Source organism: Azospirillum sp. (assembly GCF_035628975.1).
GTDB lineage: Bacteria > Pseudomonadota > Alphaproteobacteria > Azospirillales > Azospirillaceae > Azospirillum.
Map to the genome: position 1 here is coordinate 1 of NZ_DASPIS010000047.1, position 16,979 is coordinate 16,979.

Below are 16,979 nucleotides of genomic sequence, written 5' to 3' on the forward strand. Positions count from 1 at the left end.
TCCTTCTCAGCGTCGCTCAGGCGATAGCGCGGCGGAACTGTCATTCCGCCTTTGGCTCATGTCAGCCCCCGCAACGCAACACCAGATCGTCACCCCACCCCCAATGCGCCCGACGCCGAGCCGGCCCGAGCCGGCATCACATGCGCAGCCAGCCCGGTGAGCAAATACTAGCATATTACCCTAACCCAAGATTGAGTGGTTCCACTGACGCACTACACACGTTTTATGAACTGGAGAAGGAGCGCGACAATGGGGATTTGACCGCAGATGAGTTCGATGAACTTGTCGCCTGCATGCCTGCCCGTGGATATATCCCTCGAGTGCGCTTCGAATATAGTGAGAAACAGTATCGGCCGGTTCGGCATCCCGGTGCGCATTTTCACATCGGTATGTCGGGGGAAGATCGCTGGTGCTCTGGACGAAAGCTGTCGCCAAAGAGCTTTGGTTTCCTGATGACAAAATTTTACTATCCAGATATTTGGTGGAGTGGATCGCGCTTCTCCAAGCCAGAAAATGAGCAGGAAACTCTAACTGCGCTATCTACATGTTTCGACGAGCGTCTGCTGACGTCTATCAAAGGTGATGGAGTTTCACTTTTTCTAACAGACTATGAAAAGATGGGCTTCCACATGTCGGCCCTGCTCGGACAACAAGGCATAAAGTTGCCAGCATAAGCGGGTGCTCGATGTGCGATAGCCATGGAATAGATGTAGAGAGGATTTTTGAGCCTTGGATTGCAGTTTCTGAACGAAGAAGATAGGCGCTAGGCGATTGCGTTTTTTGGACGATGGCAGTATCCGTTCCGACACGGAAGCGTGCGTCCCCACTTCCACGTTAAAGGGGCAAAGGCCTGGGCATTGCCTTGGCCGTATGCGACGGCAGGATCTTGCAAATCGATGATTCGCAACGGTCTCACCGAACGGCTCTCGGGCTTGAGCGTAGCGCTTGCCTAGAGTTTGCCCCTATTACCTTTTCACAAAAATCCCCCAAACCAGGACCAAATTCCTATACCCTCTCCGCCCAGGTCCCACCCCTTCGCGGAGCCCCACCATGCCCCTCGACAGCCGCACCTTCCAGAACGACCGTTTCCCCGCCTGGGCCGAAGAGCCGCCGGTGCCGTCCGAAGGCTCGCTGGTCCCCGGTTCGCAGTTCCATGACGAGCAGTGGATCATGGCCGCCGGCATGCTGGCGCGCGGCAACAGCTTCCTTCAGGTCTCCCGCGCCATGGGGTGCAGCCGCACCACGCTCTGGCGGGCCTATTACGGTTCCAAGGATTTTCGTCACAGGGTGTGGTGGGAGCGGCAGGCGCTGAACCGCGAGGCCGAGCTGCGCCTGTCCTCGCTGCGCATCCTGGTGGCCGAGCAGATCGAGCGGCTGGTCACCTCCGGCGATCCCACCACCGTCCGCTGGATGGCCGAACGGCTCGGCCTGTTTGACGGTCTCGACCGCCCGGCGTCCAGGCGGCAAGCCGCCGAACAGGCCGAGCCGCCCGCTCCCCGGCCCGCCCCCAGACCGGCCCCCAGACCCGAGGATCCGCCCGCCGTCACCATCCCCGAACTGGACGACGACATCCCCGGCGACCTGCGCGAGCGGATGGCGCCCGATCCCGCCATGGTCGCCGCCATACTGGCCCGGCCGGAGGGCGAAGGTCCGAAGGGCGTCTTCCCCTGGACCGTCAACGAGTACGAGCATTTCCCCAACCTCAACCCCGGCCCGGTCAGCCGCCGCGCCGCCGGTCCCTTCTCCCATCCCCTCTGACGGCTCCGCCGGCCGATGCAACATCCGCCTAAACCTGTTCCACGCCGTTCCAACCCCCGATGAGGCCGCCGATACCCCCACCCTGACCGGCCCCGCCGGACTGTCTGACCGGGATGCTTGATCGCGCCGCCGATCTGTCCGACCCTGCGTGTCCGTTCGAACACCCGAGGATCACGCGATGACCGCCGGCCCCGCCTTCACCACAGGCTTCACCTGTGTGCTCGACGCCCGTGCCAGGCTGGGGGAGGGGCCGGTCTGGTCGGTGGACGATCAGGCGCTCTATTGGGTCGACATCAAGGGCCGGGCGCTGAACCGCTTCGATCCGGCCACCGGGACCAATCTTGCGATGGCCCTGCCGGAGGAGATCGGCTGCGTCGCCCCGCGCAAGGGTGGCGGCTTCATCGCCGGCCTGCGCTCCGGCCTGTGGCAGCTGGACGGGGAGGGGAGACCGGTCGCCTGCCTCGCCGCCAATCCGGAGGACCAGGGCGCCAGCCGCTTCAACGACGGCAAGACCGATCCCGCCGGCCGCTATCTGGCCGGCACGCTGGACGAGCCCAAGGCCGGCGGCAAGGCGCATCTCTACCGCTACGACCGGCGCGGGCTGGCGGTGCTGGCCGGCGGGCTGCTGACCTCCAACGGTCTGGCCTTCAGCCCGGACGGGCGGATCCTGTACCATTCCGACACCCCGACCTTCACCGTCTACCGCTACCGCTACGATCCCGCCACCGGCGCCGTCTCCGACCGCGAGATCTTCGTCCGGCTGGAGCCGAAGGACGGCGACCGCGGCCGGCCGGACGGGGCGGCGGTGGATGCCGACGGCTGCTATTGGACCGCGCTCTACGAGGGCGGGCGGGTCGCGCGCTTCTCCCCCGCCGGCGAGCTGCTGTCGGAACATCCGGTGGCGGCGCGCTGCCCGACCATGGTGGCCTTCGGCGGTCCCGACCTGCGCACCCTCTACGTCACCAGCGCCAGCGCCGGCCGCCCCGCCGACGAGCTGGAGCGCCTGCCGCAGTCCGGCGGCCTGTTCGCCATGACGGTCGATGTGCCGGGCCTGCCGGTCCCGCCCTTCGACCCGGAAGCCTGAGCATGTTCCGGAAGTTCGTCTACCTGCTGGCCCTGGCGCGCGAGAAGCATTTCGGCCGCGCGGCGGAAAGCTGCCACGTCTCGCAGCCGACCCTCTCCAACGCCATCCGCCAGCTGGAGGAGGAGCTTCAGGTCCCCATCGTCGAGCGCGGCCAGAAGTTCGAAGGCTTCACGCCCGAGGGGCTGACGGTGCTGGAATACGCCCGCCGCATCGTCGGCGAGCGCGACAACCTGCGCCACGAGCTGCTGGCCCTGGCCCAGGGCGTCACCGGCCATCTGCGGGTCGGCGCCATCCCCTCCGCCCTGCCGGTGGTGCCGCATGTGCTGACGCCCTTCACCACCCGCTTCCCGCACATCCGCTCCACCGTCGTCTCGCTCAGTTCGCGCGAGATCCAGCGCGGCCTCGACGAATTCGAACTCGACGCCGCCATCACCTATCTCGACAACGAACCGCTGAACAACGTCCGCACCCTGCCGCTCTACACCGAGCGCTACCACCTGCTGGCCCACCGCGACGACTTGGCCGAGGAGCTGATCGCCGAGGGTGCCGTGACGTGGGAAACGGCGGCCGGTCTCCGGCTCTGCCTGCTGACCCCCGACATGCAGAACCGCCGCATCGCCGACACCGCCTTCCGCATGACCGGGCGGACGGTGCAGCCGGCGATGGAGACCAACTCCATCGTCACCCTCTACACCATCGTCCGCGCCGGCAGCTGCGCCAGCATCGTCCCCGGCCAGCTGCTGACCTTCGTGCCCCCGCATCCGGACATCGTCGCCCTGCCGCTGGTCGATCCGGAACTGAGCCACGTCGTCGGCCTCGCCTATGCCGACCGCGACCCGCCGCCGCCGCTGGCCAAGGCCCTGGCGGTGGCGGCATCCGACGCCGACATCGCCCAGCGGGTGGCGATCAGCGTCGCCGAGGCCATGATCCCCTGGCGGCTGGCGATCCGCTGAAGGGCCGTTCTTGATAGCGAAAAGCTATCAGCCCATCGGAAAATACAATTTGCTGGCATACCGTATCCTCCGCCACTCTGACGGTGTGGGGCGCTGAGAGACGCCCGGAAAAAGCCAACAGAGCCAAGCCAGAACGACGCCGACCCCAAGTGCGGCGCGGACGATCGCAAGGAGGGATACCCGTGAACGCAAGCCATCCGTGGAGCGCTGAGCGCGCCATGACGATTGTCGATAGCAATCGGCATCTGCGCGGCGCCCTGCTGCCGATCCTTCACGCGCTGCAGGAAGAGTTCGGCTATATCGACGAACAGGCCATCCCCCTGCTGGCGACGGAGCTGAACCTCTCGCGCGCCGACGTGCATGGCGTGGTGTCCTTCTATCACGAATTCCGCCGCGAAAAGCCCGGCCGCCACATCATCAAAGTCTGCCGGGCCGAAGCCTGCCAGTCGATGGGCGCCAACGCCCTGGTCGACCACATCAAGAGGCGGCTGCAGGTCGATTTCCACGGCACCACCGCCGATGGCGCCTTCACGCTGGAACCGGTCTTCTGCCTCGGCAACTGCGCCCTGTCCCCCGCCGTCATGATCGACGAGAACCTGCACGGCCGCGTCTCGCCGGACCGCTTCGACGAACTGGCGGCGGAGACGCGGACCAACCCGCAGGCCCACCAGCAGATCCCCCGCGCCCTCAGCCACTCCCACAAGGGTCACGCGCAATGAGCGGCCATCTGATCACCGTCTTCGTCCCGCGCGATTCCGCCGCCCTGTCCGTCGGCGCCGACGCCGTGGCCGCCGCCATCCGGGCCGAGGCCGCCAGGCGCGACCTGCCGCTGCGCATCGTCCGCAACGGCTCCCGCGGCATGCTCTACCTGGAACCGCTGGTCGAGGTCGAAACCCCGGACGGCCGCGTCGCCTACGGCCCGGTCACCCCGGCCGATGTCCCGGGCCTCTTCGACGCCGGCTTCCTGACCGGCGGGGAGCACGCGCTCGGCCACGGCCTGACCGAGGAAATCCCCTACTTCAAGAAGCAGGAGCGGCTGACCTTCGCCCGCTGCGGCATCATCGATCCGCTGTCGGTCGAGGACTACCGCGCCCATGGCGGTTTCCGGGGCCTCGAGAACGCGCTGGCGATGTCCCAGGCGGAGATTGTCAAGGTCGTGACCGACAGCGGCCTGCGCGGCCGCGGCGGCGCAGGCTTCCCCACCGGCATCAAGTGGAACACGGTGATGCAGGCCAAGGCGGACGAGAAATTCGTCTGCTGCAATGCCGACGAGGGCGACAGCGGCACCTTCGCCGACCGCATGATCATCGAAGGCGATCCCTTCTGCCTGATCGAGGGCATGACCATCGCCGCCATCGCGGTGGGCGCCACCTCCGGCTACGTCTACATGCGCTCGGAATACCCGCACGCCACGGCGACCCTGCGCCACGCCATTAAGCTGGCCTATGACGAGGGCTGGCTCGGCGACAACATCCACGGCACCAACCGCAGCTTCCATCTCGACGTCCGCGTCGGCGCCGGCGCCTATATCTGCGGCGAAGAGACGGCGATGCTGGAAAGCCTGGAGGGCAAGCGCGGCATGGTCCGCTCCAAGCCGCCGCTGCCGGCGCTGGAGGGACTGTTCGGCAAGCCGACCGTGGTCAACAACGTGCTGTCGCTCTGCTCGGTGCCGATCATCCTCGACAAGGGCGGCGAGTATTATCGCGACTTCGGCGTCGGCCGCTCGCGCGGCACGCTGCCCTTCCAGCTTGCCGGCAACATCAAGCATGGCGGCATCGTCGAAAAGGCCTTCGGCATCACCCTGCACGAGCTGCTCTACGACTTCGGCGGCGGCACCATCACCGGCCGGCCGATCCGCACGGTGCAGGTCGGCGGCCCGCTCGGCGCCTATCTGCCGCCGTCGCAGTTCGATCTGCCCAAGGATTACGAGGCCTTCGCCGCGCAGGAGGCGATGGTCGGCCATGGCGGCATCGTCGTCTTCGACGACAGCGTCGACATGGCCCAGCAGGCCCGCTTCGCGATGGAGTTCTGCGTGGCGGAATCCTGCGGCAAGTGCACCCCCTGCCGCATCGGCTCGACCCGCGGGATGGAGACGCTGGACAAGATCATCGCCGGCAAGAACGTCGACGCGAATCTCGAACTGCTCGCCGACCTCTGCGACGTGATGGTGGACGGCTCGCTCTGCGCCATGGGCGGCATGACTCCCTATCCGGTGCGCAGCGCGGTGAAGCATTTCCCGGAGGACTTCCGCAAGAAAACGCACGCCGTCCGCGTCACCCACATCGCCGCCGAATAACGAGCGACCCAGGAGCCCCCGAGATGACCCTCATCCACGAGACCGACTACGGCACCCCGGCCCGCGTCTCCGAGACCCTGGTGACGCTGGAGATCGACGGCCGCGCCATCACCGTTCCCGAAGGCACCTCCGTGATGCGCGCCGCGATGGACGCCGGCATCACCGTGCCGAAGCTCTGCGCCACCGACAGCCTGGAACCCTTCGGCTCCTGCCGCCTCTGCGCGGTCGAGATCGAAGGGCGCCGCGGCACTCCGGCCTCCTGCACCACCCCCGTCGCGCCGGGCATGAAGGTCCACACCCAGACCGACAAGTTGGCGAAGCTGCGCCGCGGCGTGATGGAGCTCTACATCTCCGACCATCCGCTCGACTGCCTGACCTGCGCCGCCAACGGTGACTGCGAGTTGCAGGACATGGCCGGCGCCGTTGGTCTGCGCAACGTGCGGTACGGTTTCGACGGCGAAAACCATCGCGCCGCCGCGAAGGACGAGAGCAACCCGTATTTCACCTTCGACGCCTCCAAGTGCATCGTCTGCTCGCGCTGCGTCCGCGCCTGCCAGGAAACCCAGGGCACCTTCGCGCTGACCATCGACGGGCGTGGCTTCGCGTCGTCGGTGTCGCCGGGCGCCAAGGAAAGCTTCATGGAAAGCGAGTGCGTGTCCTGCGGTGCCTGCGTCCAGGCCTGCCCGACCGCGACCCTGACCGAGAAGTCGATCATCGAGCACGGTCAGCCGGAACACAGCGTCATCACCACCTGCGCCTATTGCGGCGTCGGCTGCTCCTTCAAGGCGGAGATGCAGGGGACCACCGTGGTCCGGATGACTCCGTGGAAGAACGGCGGCGCCAACGAGGGGCATAGCTGCGTCAAGGGCCGCTTCGCCTGGGGCTACGCCACCCACAAGGACCGCATCATGAAGCCCATGGTGCGCGAGCGGATCACCGACCCGTGGCGCGAGGTATCGTGGGAGGAGGCCATCGCCTATGCCGCCGAGCGGCTGCAGGCGGTGCAGGCCAAGTATGGCCGGGGCTCCATCGGCGGCATCACCTCGTCGCGCTGCACCAACGAGGAGGTCTATGTCGTCCAGAAGATGATCCGGGCCGCCTTCGGCACCAACAACATCGACACCTGCGCCCGCGTCTGCCATTCGCCGACCGGCTACGGCCTGTCGCAGACCTTCGGCACCTCGGCCGGCACGCAGGACTTCCGCAGCGTCGACAAGTCCGACGTCATCCTGGTCATCGGTGCCAACCCGACCGACGGTCACCCGGTGTTCGGCTCGCGCATGAAGAAGCGTCTGCGCGCCGGGGCCAAGCTGATCGTCATCGACCCGCGCCGCATCGATCTGGTGCGCAGCCCGCATGTCCAGGCCGAATACCATCTCCAGCTCCAGCCCGGCACCAACGTCGCCGTGGTCAACGCCATCGCCCACACCATCGTCACCGAAGGGCTGGTGAACCGCCCCTTCGTCGAGGAGCGCTGCGACCCTGCGGCGTTCGCGAAGTGGGAGGCGTTTATCGCCGAGCACCGCAACTCGCCGGAATATCTGGAATCGCGCACCGGTGTCCCGGCCGATCAGGTCCGCGCCGCCGCCCGCCTCTACGCCACCGGCGGCAACGCCGCGATCTATTACGGCCTGGGCGTGACCGAGCACAGCCAGGGCTCCAGCACGGTGATGGCGATCGCCAACCTTGCGATGGCGACCGGCAACATCGGCCGCGAGGGCGTCGGCGTGAATCCGCTGCGCGGCCAGAACAACGTGCAGGGCTCCTGCGACATGGGCTCCTTCCCGCACGAGCTGCCGGGTTACCGCCATGTGTCGGACGACCTCGTCCGCCAGGAGTTCGAAGCCGCCTGGGGCGTCACGCTCGATCCGGAACCGGGCCTGCGCATCCCCAACATGTTCGACAGCGCGCATGACGGCAGCTTCCGCGGCCTGTTCGTGCAGGGCGAGGACATCGTCCAGTCCGATCCCAACACCACCCATGTCACCTCGGCGCTGGAATCGCTGGACATCGTCATCGTCCAGGACCTGTTCCTGAACGAAACGGCGGCCTTCGCCCACGTCTTCTTCCCCGGCACCTCCTTCCTGGAAAAGGACGGCACCTTCACCAACGCCGAACGCCGCATCAACCGCGTCCGCAAGGCGATGCCGTCCAAGGTCGGCAAGGACGAGCATTGGGTGGCCTGCGCGCTGGCGACGGCCATGGGCTATCCGATGCACTACAACAGCACGTCCGAGATCATGGACGAGATCGCGAGGCTGACCCCGACTTTCCGTGGCGTCAGCTTCGAGAAGCTCGACCGCGTCGGCAGCGTCCAGTGGCCCTGCACCGGCTTGGAGGACGACGACACCGGCATGGCGATCATGCATGGCGAGAGCTTCGCCCGCGGTCTCGGCCGCTTCGTGATCACCGAATATGTGCCGACCGACGAGCGGACCACGCGGATGTACCCGCTGGTGCTGACCACCGGCCGTATCCTCGCCCACTACAATGTCGGCGCCCAGACCCGCCGCACCGCCAACGTGGCCTGGCACCCGGAGGATGTGCTGGAGATCAACGCGGTGGATGCCGAGATCCGGGGCGTCAAGGACGGCGATATGGTGTCGCTCGCCAGCCGCATGGGGGCGACGACGTTGCGCGCCGTCATCTCCGACCGCATGCCGGCCGGCGTCGTCTACACCACCTTCCACCACCCCGTGACCGGTGCCAACGTCATCACCACGGAGAATTCGGACTGGGCGACCAACTGCCCCGAATACAAGGTGACGGCGGTGCAGGTCGCCCGCAGCAACCAGCCGTCGGACTGGCAGGTCGACTACGCGAAGAACGATGTCGAGCGCAAGCGCATCGCCGCCGCCAACGTCCTCGCCGCCGAATAACGTCCTGAGGAGTGGGAAGCATGACCGCGATGCCTTCGGGTTCCATCCGTCCTGACGACAGCCTCATGTGCTCCATCGCCGTCACCGGCACCGGCTTTCCCGCCGGTGTCGGGGTGGAGGAGGGCGCGGACGTCGAATGGCAGGTGCCGGAGGAAACCGCGGTCGCCTTCGAATACAACGGCCGCTCCCATGCCGTGATGATGGCGACCCCCGCCGATCTGGAAGACTTCGCGCTGGGCTTCAGCCTTGCCGAGGAGATCGTCGGGTCCGCCGCGGATATCGAGAAAATCTCCGTGCGGGAAACGCCGCTGGGCTTCGTCGTCAACCTGACGGTCGACCCTTTGCGTCTCCTGCGCGGAAGTCTGCGCAGCCGCTCCATGGAGGGGCGGAGCGGCTGTGGCCTGTGCGGCGTGGACAGTCTTGTCCACGCCGTTCGGGAGCCCCGCAAGATCGAAACCTCGCTGGAGGTGGACCCGGCCGCGGTGGCCGCCGCCTTCCGCGCCCTGCCGGATCACCAGCCGATGAACCGGGCCAACCGCTCGGTCCATGCCGCGGCGTGGTGCGCGCCGGACGGGACCATCCGGCTGGCCCGCGAGGATGTCGGCCGCCACAACGCGCTGGACAAGCTGATCGGCGCCGTCGTCCGCTCGGGCGCAGACCCGGCCACCGGCTTCGTGGTGATGACCAGCCGCTGCAGCTTCGAACTGGTGCAGAAGACCGCGGCGGTGGGCATCCCGCTGCTGGCGACCATCTCGGCCCCGACGGCTCTGGCGCTGGAACTGGCGCGCAACGCCAACCTGACGCTGGGCGCGCTGTCGCGCCGCGACACCGTCATCCTGTTCCGTTGATTTTCAACCCATTCCGGAGACACCGATGAGCCACACGAACCATGCCAAGGATCTGGTCCGGATGGCGAACCAGATCGCCGTCCATTTCGCCACCTACCCGCATGAGGAAGCGGTGACGGAGACGGCGACCCACATCCGCAAATTCTGGGATCCGCGCATGCGCGCCGGCCTGTTCGCCCATGTCCAGTCCGGCGGCGCAGGCGATCTGCACGAGGTCGCGCGCGGTGCGGTGGGGGTGCTCCAGGCGCGGTGAGGAGACACCGATGATAACGGACCAAATCCCCTCTCCCCCCGGGGAGAGGGGGATTCGCCCAATTTCACATTCCCGTCGGTGCCGGCAGCGGCTTGGCCGGGGCCGGCACCGAGGCGGAGGACAGCGGCGTCGGCGCATGGGCGGCCGGGACCGGCAGCGGCGCCGGCTTGGACAGCGGGCGCGGCGTCGACACCGGGGTGGCGGCAGTGTTGCCCGCCGGATTGGCCGACATCGCCGGAGCCGCCGAACCCGACTGGCCGGCCGGGGTGGAAAGGGTGGGCGGATCCTCGTAGATGTCGGGATGGACGCGCACCACGCCCGCGGTGTCGACCGAGGCGTTCCAGTAGACGAAGCGCACGGGGATGGCGTTCGGCAGCCGGATCGTCTTGGTCTCCCCGGTGTCGAGTTGCTGGCCTATGCTGGCCGGCGTGATCTTCGCCGCACCGAGCAGCGTTTCCGCCATCATCCGGGCATCCTCCAGCCGCACGCAGCCGGAACTGGCGGCGCGCAGGTCGCGGCTGAACAGCCGCGGGTCGTTGGTGCCGTGCAGGAAGATGCCGTCGCCGTTGGTCAGGTTGAAGCGGAAGCGGCCCAGCGCGTTGTCGTCGCCCGGCTTCTGGACGATGCGGACGCGGCCGGGATCGACCCCCCACCAGTTGACCGACTGCGTGTTGACCACCTCCGTCCCGTCCAGATAGACGGCGGCGTTCTTGATGCCGGTGGTGCCCTTCTTGCGCAAGGCCGGCAGCTTGTCCTCGCTCAGCACCGTCGGCGGAACGGTCCAGGTCGGGTTGATGGTGACGCTGGTGACCTTGTCCTGCAGCAGCGGCGTCTTGCGCGACGGCCGGCCGACCACCGCGCGCATGGTGAAGCTCGGGCGGCCATGCTCGATCAGGGTGACCGACTGACCGGGCAGGTTGACCAGGATGGTGGTCTCGGGGATGGAGGCCTGTTGCGCCCGCATCGCCGTCGCGGCACGGCGCAGAAGCGCGACGGTCTGGGCCGGCGTACGGTCCATCGCCTGGCGCGTCACCTCGCCCACCTTGCCGTCGGGCTGCAGCCCTTCCGCCAGCTGGAAGGCGCGCACGGCGGTCTCGACATCGTCGTTGAAGCTGTCGGTCCACTTGTCGGCGGGCAGGAAGCCCAGCTCGATCAGGCGGCGCGACACACGGCCGACCCGATCGGCCAGCGGCGAGCGCACGGTGATGACCACCGGCGGCGCCGGCTCCACCGGTTCCAGGCCGGGCAGGGTGGGGGCCTGGGCCTGCTGGACCTCCGCCGGCGGCAACTCCACCGCCGGGGCGACGCTCTCGATCATGCCGCCGTCGCCCTTCTTGACGACGGCGCCATAGCCGATGCGGGTGGCCTGCGCCTTGGGCGCATTCTGGATTTCCAACGCGCGCCGTTCCAGCGCCGCCGCCCAGCCCGCGACCAGCGGCGGCTTGGCAGCCTGCGCCCCTTCCTTCTGCGGTGCGGCCAGCGCCGGACCGCTCAGGATGACGCCGACCAGCCCGCCGACCATCAGCAGGGCGGCGGAGCGGCGGGAGATCAGGCGGCGGTGATCATGCATGGCGATGGGACCGGAACGTGAACGGATAGGATCGAGCGCTGTATCCTTCAGCCAGCCATCCGGGATCCGCAAGCGACATTTGGTGTCGTCAGCTCTGCTGTTCACACTGTTGCTCCCGTGCATCGCCGCGTCACTCGCGGGAGGCCATCGTCGTTACACGCGTTCATCAGACAGGTGGACGCCGCCGCACCGGATTTATTCCGAACCGTCGCCGGTGGTACCGCCGGAAATGCTGGGGCGTGGCCGTATGTGTCATTTGACGTAGATACGGTCTTTCGCATGCGCGGTAGCCTTTCTTCCGACGATGTGGCGAAGCCCCGGAGCAACCGGGGCGCCAAAGGAAGGGGGCAACTTCATGCGGACCAAGCAACTGACGTCGAGCTTCGGGATCAGCGCGCTGGCCGGTCTGGCCATGGGTGCGATGGCTGCGATGTCCGCGCCGGCGATGGCGCAGGACACGATCAAGGTGGGCATCCTGCACTCCCTGTCCGGCACGATGGCGATCAGCGAGACGACGCTCAAGGACGTCATGCTGATGCTGATCGACGAGCAGAACAAGAAGGGCGGCCTGCTGGGCAAGAAGCTGGAGCCGGTGGTGGTCGATCCCGCCTCCAACTGGCCGCTCTTCGCCGAGAAGGCGCGCGAGCTGATCAGCAAGGACAAGGTGTCGGCCGTGTTCGGCTGCTGGACTTCGGTCAGCCGCAAGTCGGTCCTGCCGGTGTTCGAGGAGCTGAACAACATCCTCTTCTACCCGGTCCAGTATGAGGGCGAGGAGTCCTCCCGCAACGTCTTCTACACCGGCGCCGCCCCGAACCAGCAGGCAATCCCGGCCGTCGATTACCTGATGCAGAAGGAAAAGGTCCAGCGCTGGGTGCTGGCCGGCACCGACTACGTCTATCCGCGCACGACCAACAAGATCCTCGAAGCCTATCTGAAGGGCAAGGGCGTCAAGCCCGAGGACATCATGATCAACTACACGCCGTTCGGTCATTCCGACTGGCAGTCGATCGTGGCGGACATCAAGAAGTTCGGGTCGGCCGGCAAGAAGACCGCCGTCGTCTCCACCATCAACGGCGACGCCAACGTCCCCTTCTACAAGGAGCTGGGCAACCAGGGCGTGAAGGCGCAGGACATCCCGGTCGTCGCCTTCTCCGTCGGCGAGGAAGAGCTGGCCGGCATCGACACCAAGCCGCTGCTGGGCCATCTGGCCGCCTGGAACTACTTCCAGTCGGTCGAGACTCCGTCGAACAGCGACTTCATCAAGGCCTGGAAGGCCTACACCAAGAACGACAAGCGCGTCACCAACGACCCGATGGAAGCCCATTACATCGGCTTCAACATGTGGGTGAAGGCGGTCGAGGCGGCCGGCACCACCGAGCCGGACAAGGTCATCGACGCCATGGTCGGCGTTGCCGTGCCCAACCTGACCGGCGGCTATTCGGCGATGCTGCCGAACCACCACATCACCAAGCCGGTCCTGATCGGCGAAGTGCAGGAGAACGGCCAGTTCGACGTCGTCTCCAAGACCTCGGGCCTCGTCCCGGGCGACGAGTGGTCGGACTTCCTGCCGGACAGCAAGGACCTGATCGCCGACTGGCGCAAGCCGATGTCCTGCGGCAACTTCAACGTGAAGACCGGCAAGTGCGGCGGCAAGGGGTCGTGAGGGTTAGCGTTCCCTCGCTGATCTGAGTGGTTGCGACGCTTGCCCTTTCCCCTTTCCCGCCGGGCGGGGGAGGGGAGAGAGCAAGCGTTTCGCGTTGTTAGCACCCCCTGCACCGAAGGACCCGCGATGCGACGCGCTCTCCGCTGGCTGATGGCGCTCTGTGTGGTGGTCGCCACATCGACCGCCGCATTCGCCGCCGACCTCCGTCCTCTCGTCCAGGCCCTGGGCAGCGGCGGCTATTCCGGAACCGAAAAGGCCCTGGCGCAACTGTCGGAGGCCGGCGACCCGGCCGCCGTGCCGGTGATCGAGGCGCTCCAGGCCGGCGACCTCTTCGTGCGCAAGGCCGACGGCACCGTCGTCATCGCCCGCAAGGCCGGCGACGCCTATACCCTGACCGATCCGCTGACCCGCGCCGCGCTCGGCGATGCGCCGGCCGCCGCGGTCGAGAAGATTCGCATCAACAATGCCCTCCGCCGCGCCATCAGCGCCTCTCTGGGCGCCCTCACCCTGATGAGCCCCGATGCCGGCGTCCGCCGCTCCGCCGCCGATGCGGTGTTCAAGAGCCGTGACGCCCAGGCGCTGGAGACGCTGAACGCCGCCATCGCCAAGGAGCAGGACAAGGGCGTGCGCGCCGCCATGGAGCAGGCACGCGCCGCCATCCTGCTGACCGGCGAGGCCGCGTCGAAGATGTCCGACGCAGAAATCCAGTCGGCGACCGACACGCTCACCGCCCGCGGCGACCGCGACGCGCTGGTGCTGCTGAACATGGTCGCCGGCTCCGGCGCGTCGGACGTCACCAAGCGGTCGGCCGCCGCCGCCGTCTCCACCCTGGAGCAGAAACTGGCCTTCTGGGCCGCTCTGCAGAATCTCTGGTACGGGCTGTCGCTGGGCTCGGTGCTGCTGCTGGCCGCCATCGGGCTCGCCGTCACCTTCGGCGTGATGGGCGTCATCAACATGGCCCATGGCGAAATGGTGATGATCGGCGCCTACACCACCTTCCTGGTGCAGGAGGCCTTCCGCGCCTACGCCCCCGGTCTGTTCGACCTGTCGATCCTGGTGGCGCTGCCCGCCGCCTTTCTCGTGTCGGGCGGTGTCGGCATCATCATCGAGCGCAGCGTGATCCGCTGGCTCTACGGCCGTCCGCTGGAAACGCTGCTCGCCACCTGGGGCCTGTCGCTGGCGCTCCAGCAGGCGGTGCGCAGCATCTTCGGCCCGACCAACCGCGAGGTCGGCGCGCCCAGCTGGATGTCCGGCGCCTTCGAACTGGGCGGCCTGACCATCACCTACGGCCGGCTGTGGATCGTCATCTTCGCCTTTGCCGTCTTCGCGGCCCTGCTGGTGGCGCTGAAGCGCACCTGGTTCGGCCTGTCGATCCGGGCGGTGACGCAGAACCGGCCGATGGCCAACGCCATGGGCATCCGCACCGCGCGGGTCGATGCGCTGACCTTCGGTCTCGGCTCCGGCATCGCCGGTCTGGCCGGGGTGGCGCTGAGCCAGATCGACAATGTCAGCCCGAACCTGGGGCAGGGCTACATCATCGACAGCTTCATGGTCGTGGTGTTCGGCGGGGTGGGCAACCTGTGGGGCACGCTGGTCGGCGCCCTGACGCTGGGCTCCATCAACAAGTTCCTGGAACCCTATGCCGGTGCGGTGCTGGGCAAGATCCTGGTGCTGATCTTCATCATCCTGTTCATCCAACGGCGTCCGCGCGGCCTGTTCGCGCTGAAGGGCCGCGCGGTGGAGGCCTGATCCGATGCTGCTGCGCTTTTTCCTGATGGGGCTGGACCGCAAGGCCGGGATCGTTCTGACGATCCTCGCGTTCCTGGCGGTGGCGGTCCCGGTGATGACGCTGTGGGTGCCGGCGGACTCGCCCTTCCACCTGTCGGTCTTCACCGTCTCGCTGCTGGGCAAATACCTGTGCTTCGCGCTGCTGGCGCTGGCGCTCGATCTGGTGTGGGGCTATTGCGGCATCCTGTCGCTCGGCCATGCCGCCTTCTTCGCGCTCGGCGGCTATGCCATGGGCATGTACCTGATGCGGCAGATCGGCCCGCGCGGCGTCTACGGCAACCCGGAGCTGCCCGACTTCATGGTGTTCCTGAACTGGACGGAGCTGCCCTGGTACTGGTGGGGTTTCGACCAGTTCTGGTTCGCGGCGCTGATGGTGCTGGTGGTGCCGGGCGCGCTGGCCTTCGCCTTCGGCTGGTTCGCCTTCCGCAGCCGCGTCACCGGCGTCTACCTGTCGATCATCACCCAGGCGCTGACCTTCGCCCTGCTGCTGGCCTTCTTCCGCAACGACATGGGCTTCGGCGGCAACAACGGCCTGACCGACTTCAAGGACATCCTCGGCTACGACATCCAGGCCGACACCACCCGCGTCGCGCTGTTCGTGGCGACGGTGGCGGCGCTGGCGCTCTCCTACATGATCGCGTCGGGGGTGATCGCGTCCAAGCTGGGCAAGGTGCTGGTGGCGCTGCGCGACGCGGAAAGCCGCGTGCGCTTCATGGGCTACGACACCGAAAGCTACAAGCTGTTCGCCTGGACCCTGTCGGCCTGCATGGCCGGCGTCGCGGGTGCCCTCTATGTCCCGCAGGTCGGCATCATCAACCCGTCCGAATTCGCCCCGGCCAGTTCGATCGAGGCGGTGATCTGGGTCGCCGTCGGCGGGCGCGGCACGCTGGCCGGCGGCATCCTGGGCGCGGTGCTGGTCAACATGGGCAAGAGCTATTTCACCGGCGCCCTGCCGGAGCTGTGGCTGTTCGCGCTCGGCGGCCTGTTCGTGGCGGTCACCCTGTTCCTGCCCAAGGGCCTGCTGGGGCTGTGGGGCCAGCTGACCGCCAAGCTGCCCCGCCGCAACAAGGCCTCGCCCCTTCCCAACGCCCAACCTGCAAACCAGACCGCTGGCCAGAAGGGAGCCTGACCCATGAGCGCGGAATCGACCCTTCTCTATCTCGACGGCGTGTCGGTCAGCTTCGACGGCTTCAAGGCGCTGAACAGCCTGTCGCTGGTGATGATGCCCGGCGAGATGCGGGCGATCATCGGCCCCAACGGCGCCGGCAAGACCACCATGATGGACGTCATCACCGGCAAGACCCGCCCCGACACAGGCACCATCCTGTTCGAGGGCCAGACCGACCTGACCCGCCTGCGCGAGGCGGCCATTGCCAATCTCGGCATCGGCCGCAAGTTCCAGCGCCCGACCGTCTTCGAACCCCACACGGTGTGGGACAACCTGGAACTGGCGCTGAAGGCGCCGCGCCGGCCACTGAAGACGCTGACCTACGCCATCAGCCGCGACGACCGCGCCCGGATCGAGGAGATCCTCAACATCACCCGCCTGTCGCCCTTGCGCGGCCGTCAGGCCGGCAGCCTGTCGCACGGGCAGAAGCAGTGGCTGGAGATCGGCATGCTGCTGGCCCAGGATCCCAAGCTTCTGCTGGTGGACGAGCCGGTCGCCGGCATGACCGACGCCGAGACCGAACAGACCGCCGAGCTGCTGTGCAGTATCGCCGGCAAGCATTCGGTGATCGTGGTGGAGCATGACATGAGCTTCGTCCGCGCGCTGGGCGTCAAGGTGACGGTGCTGGCCGAAGGCTCCGTCCTGGCGGAAGGCTCGCTGGATTCGGTCAGCGCCAACGCCCAAGTCATCGACACCTATCTCGGCCGCTGACGGGAGAC

Annotated in this window: 14 protein-coding genes; 13 read left to right on the top strand and 1 reads right to left on the bottom strand. The window is 67.2% G+C overall.

The genetic code is table 11. The annotated features are described in order from the left end of the window. Nucleotides 1–140: 140 nt before the first annotated feature. The 9 genes from VD964_RS10090 (at nt 141) to VD964_RS10130 (ending at nt 10,071) form a co-directional block, all read left to right on the top strand. Entirely contained in the window at nt 141–674 is a 534-nt protein-coding gene (locus VD964_RS10090; protein WP_324868159.1) for a DUF2290 domain-containing protein, read from the top strand. 376 nt (nt 675–1,050) lie between these two features. Next, a complete protein-coding gene (locus tag VD964_RS10095; protein ID WP_324868161.1) occupies nt 1,051–1,758 on the top strand; it encodes a hypothetical protein in 708 nt (235 codons plus the stop codon). A 178-nt stretch (nt 1,759–1,936) separates the two neighbouring features. Further along, nucleotides 1,937–2,842 carry an SMP-30/gluconolactonase/LRE family protein gene (locus tag VD964_RS10100; protein WP_324868163.1) on the top strand — a complete coding sequence of 302 codons (906 nt, stop codon included), beginning with the start codon at nt 1,937–1,939 and terminating at the stop codon, nt 2,840–2,842. A gap of 2 nt (nt 2,843–2,844) precedes the next feature. After that, a complete protein-coding gene (locus VD964_RS10105; RefSeq protein WP_324868165.1) occupies nt 2,845–3,795 on the top strand; it encodes a LysR family transcriptional regulator in 951 nt (316 codons plus the stop codon). 182 nt (nt 3,796–3,977) lie between these two features. Beyond that, nucleotides 3,978–4,514, top strand: coding sequence for a formate dehydrogenase subunit gamma (locus VD964_RS10110; RefSeq protein WP_324868167.1), 537 nt, complete (start codon nt 3,978–3,980; stop codon nt 4,512–4,514). Continuing rightward, on the top strand, nt 4,511–6,091 hold the full coding sequence (locus VD964_RS10115) for an NADH-quinone oxidoreductase subunit NuoF (RefSeq protein WP_324868169.1): 1,581 nt from the start codon (nt 4,511–4,513) through the stop codon (nt 6,089–6,091). The genes VD964_RS10110 and VD964_RS10115 overlap by 4 nt, the downstream gene beginning before the upstream one ends. A 23-nt stretch (nt 6,092–6,114) precedes the next feature. Further along, complete coding sequence (gene fdhF, locus VD964_RS10120; RefSeq protein ID WP_324868171.1) at nt 6,115–8,970, top strand: formate dehydrogenase subunit alpha; 2,856 nt, start codon at nt 6,115–6,117, stop codon at nt 8,968–8,970. Between the two features lie 20 nt (nt 8,971–8,990). Further along, nucleotides 8,991–9,818, top strand: coding sequence for a formate dehydrogenase accessory sulfurtransferase FdhD (gene fdhD / locus VD964_RS10125; protein ID WP_324868173.1), 828 nt, complete (start codon nt 8,991–8,993; stop codon nt 9,816–9,818). A gap of 25 nt (nt 9,819–9,843) precedes the next feature. Next, complete coding sequence (locus tag VD964_RS10130; RefSeq protein WP_324868174.1) at nt 9,844–10,071, top strand: formate dehydrogenase subunit delta; 228 nt, start codon at nt 9,844–9,846, stop codon at nt 10,069–10,071. Between the two features lie 64 nt (nt 10,072–10,135). Here VD964_RS10130 and VD964_RS10135 read toward each other — a convergent pair whose 3' ends face one another. Continuing rightward, nucleotides 10,136–11,641, bottom strand: a complete 1,506-nt coding sequence (locus VD964_RS10135) for a L,D-transpeptidase family protein (RefSeq protein ID WP_324868176.1) — start codon at nt 11,639–11,641, stop codon at nt 10,136–10,138. A 355-nt stretch (nt 11,642–11,996) separates the two neighbouring features. On the opposite strand from VD964_RS10135, the gene urtA reads away from it, so the two are divergent. The 4 genes from urtA to urtD all read left to right on the top strand — a co-directional run bounded on the left by urtA (nt 11,997) and on the right by urtD (nt 16,971). Then, nucleotides 11,997–13,304 carry an urea ABC transporter substrate-binding protein gene (urtA, locus tag VD964_RS10140; RefSeq protein ID WP_324868179.1) on the top strand — a complete coding sequence of 436 codons (1,308 nt, stop codon included), beginning with the start codon at nt 11,997–11,999 and terminating at the stop codon, nt 13,302–13,304. 126 nt (nt 13,305–13,430) lie between these two features. Then, nucleotides 13,431–15,053 carry an urea ABC transporter permease subunit UrtB gene (gene urtB, locus VD964_RS10145; protein ID WP_324868181.1) on the top strand — a complete coding sequence of 541 codons (1,623 nt, stop codon included), beginning with the start codon at nt 13,431–13,433 and terminating at the stop codon, nt 15,051–15,053. 7 nt (nt 15,054–15,060) lie between these two features. After that, complete coding sequence (gene urtC, locus VD964_RS10150) at nt 15,061–16,221, top strand: urea ABC transporter permease subunit UrtC (protein ID WP_414637121.1); 1,161 nt, start codon at nt 15,061–15,063, stop codon at nt 16,219–16,221. A 3-nt stretch (nt 16,222–16,224) separates the two neighbouring features. Continuing rightward, a complete protein-coding gene (gene urtD, locus VD964_RS10155; protein WP_324868185.1) occupies nt 16,225–16,971 on the top strand; it encodes an urea ABC transporter ATP-binding protein UrtD in 747 nt (248 codons plus the stop codon). Nucleotides 16,972–16,979 lie beyond the last annotated feature (8 nt).